General features: G+C 63.9%; 5 protein-coding genes. All 5 read right to left on the bottom strand.

The window, feature by feature from the left end; translation table 11 throughout:
* Positions 1-172 precede the first annotated feature (172 nt).
* On the bottom strand, positions 173-1,207 hold the full coding sequence (locus WCA85_RS32890) for a glycosyltransferase family 4 protein (protein WP_424069541.1): 1,035 nt from the start codon (positions 1,205-1,207) through the stop codon (positions 173-175).
* 88 nt (positions 1,208-1,295) lie between these two features.
* Positions 1,296-2,240, bottom strand: coding sequence for a UDP-2,3-diacylglucosamine diphosphatase (locus tag WCA85_RS32895; RefSeq protein ID WP_424069543.1), 945 nt, complete (start codon positions 2,238-2,240; stop codon positions 1,296-1,298).
* 153 nt (positions 2,241-2,393) lie between these two features.
* The gene (locus tag WCA85_RS32900) at positions 2,394-2,915 is read right to left on the bottom strand and encodes an RDD family protein (RefSeq protein ID WP_424069545.1); all 522 of its coding nucleotides are present in this window, start codon (positions 2,913-2,915) and stop codon (positions 2,394-2,396) included.
* Between the two features lie 52 nt (positions 2,916-2,967).
* Complete coding sequence (locus tag WCA85_RS32905; protein ID WP_424069547.1) at positions 2,968-3,720, bottom strand: DUF3106 domain-containing protein; 753 nt, start codon at positions 3,718-3,720, stop codon at positions 2,968-2,970.
* 16 nt (positions 3,721-3,736) lie between these two features.
* Positions 3,737-3,988, bottom strand: a 252-nt coding sequence (locus WCA85_RS32910) for a DUF3619 family protein (RefSeq protein WP_424069549.1), incomplete at its 5' end; no start/stop codon positions are given.

Genomic DNA, 3,988 nt, shown 5'->3' on the forward strand with positions numbered 1-3,988 from the left:
GGCAAGTCATACGTGCCATGCGCAGCGTGAGCGCTGAGCGGCGCGCTATCCTCATCGACATCGTCGAACGGCTCGATATCCGGCGCGTCGCCCTCAAGCGGATGCCGCGCGCCGCGTGAGGCGCGCGGGACCATAGGGCTGCGTGCTCGCATGGCGGGTTTGACGGGGCGCGTCACGCGGCCGCGCTCTTCTCGCTGAACGAGGTCGGGCGCGGCAGCGGCTTCAGGTGAGCGGCAAACTGCTCGGAGGCGGCTGCCCAGGAGAAGCGTTCGGCCCATGCGCGAGCGTGATCGCGGTCGATCTTCAGCGCATCCAGACAGGCTTCGCGCAGGTCTTCGTTCATCGCGCCAGCGCCGCCGTCACCCAGCACGTCAATTGGACCGGTGACCGGATAGGCCGCGACCGGCGTGCCGCATGCGAGCGCTTCCAGCAGCACGAGGCCAAAGGTATCGGTGCGGCTCGGGAACACGAATACGTCAGCAGCGGCGTACACCTTGGCCAGTTCAGCCTGGGTCAGCACGCCAAGGTAGTTCACCTGCGGATAGCGCGATTTCAGTTCGGCGAGCGCCGGACCTTCGCCTGCCACCCACTTCGAGCCGGGCAAATCGAGCTTGAGGAACGCTTCAACGTTCTTCTCTACGGCTACGCGTCCGACGTACAAAAAGATCGGCCGTGCCGTGTTGAGCACCTTCGAATCCATCTGGTGAAAGATGTCGAGATCGACGCCGCGCGTCCACAGCACGACGTTCGTGAAGTGGTATTTTTCGAGGTCGTGCTTGACCACCGGGGTGGGCGCCATCACGGCGAGTGACGCCTTGTGGAACCAGTGCAGGAACTTGTACGTGGCGGCAACCGGAATGCCGAAGCGTGCCTGCACGTACTCCGGAAAGCGCGTGTGATAGGCCGTCGTGAACGGCAGCTTGTGCTGGATCGCATACGCGCGGGCCGCCATGCCGAGCGGGCCTTCAGTGGCGATGTGCAACGCGTCGGGTGCAAAGGAGGAGATGCGCTCGCGCAGCTTGCGCTTCGGGAACAGCGAAAGGCGAATCTCAGGATAGGTCGGGCACGGAATCGTCTTGAATTCGAGCGGCGTCAGCAGGTCGACGCGGTGGCCGAGCGCGCTCAGCTCGCGCGTGGTGTTTTTCAGCGTGCGTACCACGCCATTGACCTGCGGTTCCCATGCATCGGTGACGATCATGATCTTCATCGGCTTTGACCCAATAGAAGTTAAAAGGGACTACGCGGGTGGTTATGTGGTCTCGAATTCAAAACAAGCGCGGGTGCCAGGACAGGCATTACACGGTCGCCCGGGCTTTTTGCTCGCTCACCTCGGGCGAACGCATCACGGTCCAGTAGATCACCTTGAGTTCGCCGTCGAAGGTCTCGACGAGGGCCGACAGGCTCTCAACCCAATCGCCGTCGTTGCAATACAGCACGCCGTCGATATCGCGGATCTCCGCTTTGTGGATATGGCCGCACACGACACCGTCACAGCCGCGGCGGCGCGCTTCGTCGGTCATCACCCGTTCGAACGACGAGATGAAGTTCACCGCGTTTTTCACCTGATGCTTCAGGTACTGCGACAGCGACCAGTACTGGAAGCCGAGGCGGCTGCGGATGCGGTTGAACCAGCGATTGAGCACGAGGATCAGCGTGTACAGCGAGTCGCCCAGATAGGCGAGCCATTTGGCGTGCTGGATCACACCGTCGAAGAGATCGCCGTGCACGATCCACAGGCGCTTGCCGGCAAGCGTGGTGTGGAAGGCTTCGCCGCGCACGTGGATGTCGCCAAACGCGAGATCGCAGAACTGGCGCGCGGCTTCGTCGTGATTGCCCGGGATGTACACCACCTGGGTGCCTTTGCGCGCCTTACGCAGGATTTTCTGCACGACGTCGTTATGCGCCTGCGGCCAGTACCAGCCTTTTTTCAGCTGCCAGCCGTCGATGATGTCGCCGACCAGGTACAGGTACTCGGAGTCGTTGTGGCGCAGGAAGTCGAGCAGGTACGGCGCCTGGCAACCACTCGAACCGAGGTGGATATCCGACAGCCAGATCGTGCGATAGCGGTGCGGTTCCTCGTGATCGTCATCGTGACGCCCGGGGTTCTCGTCCGCTGATAGCGGTGGTAACGGCAGCGGCAGCGCAGTGCCGAAGGAAGTGGAGTCGGGGCGGAACGCGACGGGGTCGACGCTCGGGCCAGTCTGGCGGAACAGGGAAGTCGCGGACGTTTTCGGGTCCATGGCTCACGCGTCGAGTTGTTGTGCCCGTATTGCGCCATCGGCGCGTGACCGTGCCGTGACAGTCACAAGAAGTTCTTATTACGCGACCGGCGAAGTGTGAAGCGCGGCAGGGGACGCGGAGGGGGAGTTGGCGTGGAGGCGAGCGTTGCGCTTTCAGCTTCCAACTGCAACGATACGCGTCCCAGCAAGGCGGTCATGCAGGAACTGACGGTTCGCGTCGATGCGTCCCGTCGCGGTCCACAGCACGAACCACACTGCCGCTGCGAGGAGCGTATGCGGCAGCGACAGACCGAGCAAGGGATGCAGCGCGAGCGGCGGCAGGAACCACAACCATGCCAGCACGTAGCGCGCGATCGCTCGCGGCGCGGAGAGCGCTGTGCCATCCGCCGTGACCACGCGCAGCCGCCAGGTTTTCATGGGCAGGGTTTGGCCGCTGTGGGTCCAGAACCAGACGAAATACAGGCCCACTACGAAGCCGATCCATGCGGCCAGCAGATTGTGATGCGTCAGGCCATTGCGCTGTTGCGTCAGCGTGCTGAACAGATAGCCCGCGATGAACACCACACCGAACAGGATCACGCCCTCGTAGAGCATCGTGGCGAGCCGGCGGCGTATCGACGGCGTGGCCGGGAGGGTGACGGTAGGCTCTGCGGCAGTTGTCGGTAGTGTGGGCACGTGGGGCAATTGGGCGCGGAGAGTGGAGGAGGACGGGAAAGCGTACCCGCGCTCAGGAGCCTTTGAAAATCGAGGGCGCTTCGCGGGGCGAAACCGGAATCGGCGTTGCCGGCACGACGCTAGCCGCCGAGGGAACTGCTGGGGCAACAGGCAACGCCGCGCCGGCCGTCGACGCCGTGTTAGCCGTCGCAACGACGCCGCTTGCCACGTGCTCACGCTCGTTGACAAGACGGTTGATGTCCTTCAGTTCGGTCTTGCCGGAAGGTGGGGCGCTGACGACCGTGGGCCGGCGCTTACGCTCGCTGGCGGCGAGTTTCTCCTTCTGCTCTTCCGGCAACTGCTGATACGCCTTCCAGGCCTTCTGACGCGCTTCCCGCGACAATTCCTTGGACACCTGATAATTTTCCCGGGCGACGCGGCGCTGATCCGGCGTCAGGCGGACCCACTCGGTCATCCGCTCGTGCAGGCCTTTTTGCTGTTCAGGCGTCAATTTCGAGTAACGCGAAGCGATCTTGATCCACTTTCGCTTGCGTTCGTCGCTGAAGGTATCCCACTGACTCGAAAACGGCGCGAGCGCGACGCGCTGTGCATCGGTGAGGCGCGCCCATGAAAGCGGACCGACGGCTACCCCGGGCAGGTCGGCGCCCAATGCAGGAGCGGCGAGTTTGGCGGGTGCACCGGGGGCCGCATTGGATGCTGGCGCCGAGGCGGGACTCGGGTAGAACCGTGGATAGGTCGCGGCAAACGACACGAGGGCCGCAATCGCGCATCCGAAGACAACGGCAAGGCCGCGCTTGTAACTCACCCGAAGAATCTCCCGCTCAGTGCGCGCGCGACAGGTACGCGTTGAAGCCGTGATCGAGGTACGCGTTGAGCGGCAGGTCGTCGCTCAGCATCGCGGCATCGATATCGGCCAGTTCGGCGGTACGTTGCTGGTCTTCCCAGTAGGCGATCGCGACAAGGCTCACCACCAGCGCCGCGAGCGGCCAGGCGAGCGCGAAGCGGCCAAAGCGCGAGCGGCGGCGCGGCGGCAACTCGACTGGCGACATTCCGCCAGCGGCACCGGCGAGAGC

The organism is Paraburkholderia sp. (genome assembly GCF_049581445.1).
In the GTDB taxonomy this organism is placed as follows: Bacteria; Pseudomonadota; Gammaproteobacteria; order Burkholderiales; family Burkholderiaceae; genus Paraburkholderia.

Bases quoted from the DNA above. Each gene is read 5' to 3' on its own strand.
- WCA85_RS32890 (WP_424069541.1), bottom strand. From the start codon at position 1,207: ATGAAGATCATGATCGTCACCGATGCATGGGAACCGCAGGTCAATGGC.
- WCA85_RS32895 (WP_424069543.1), bottom strand. From the start codon at position 2,240: ATGGACCCGAAAACGTCCGCGACTTCCCTGTTCCGCCAGACTGGCCCG.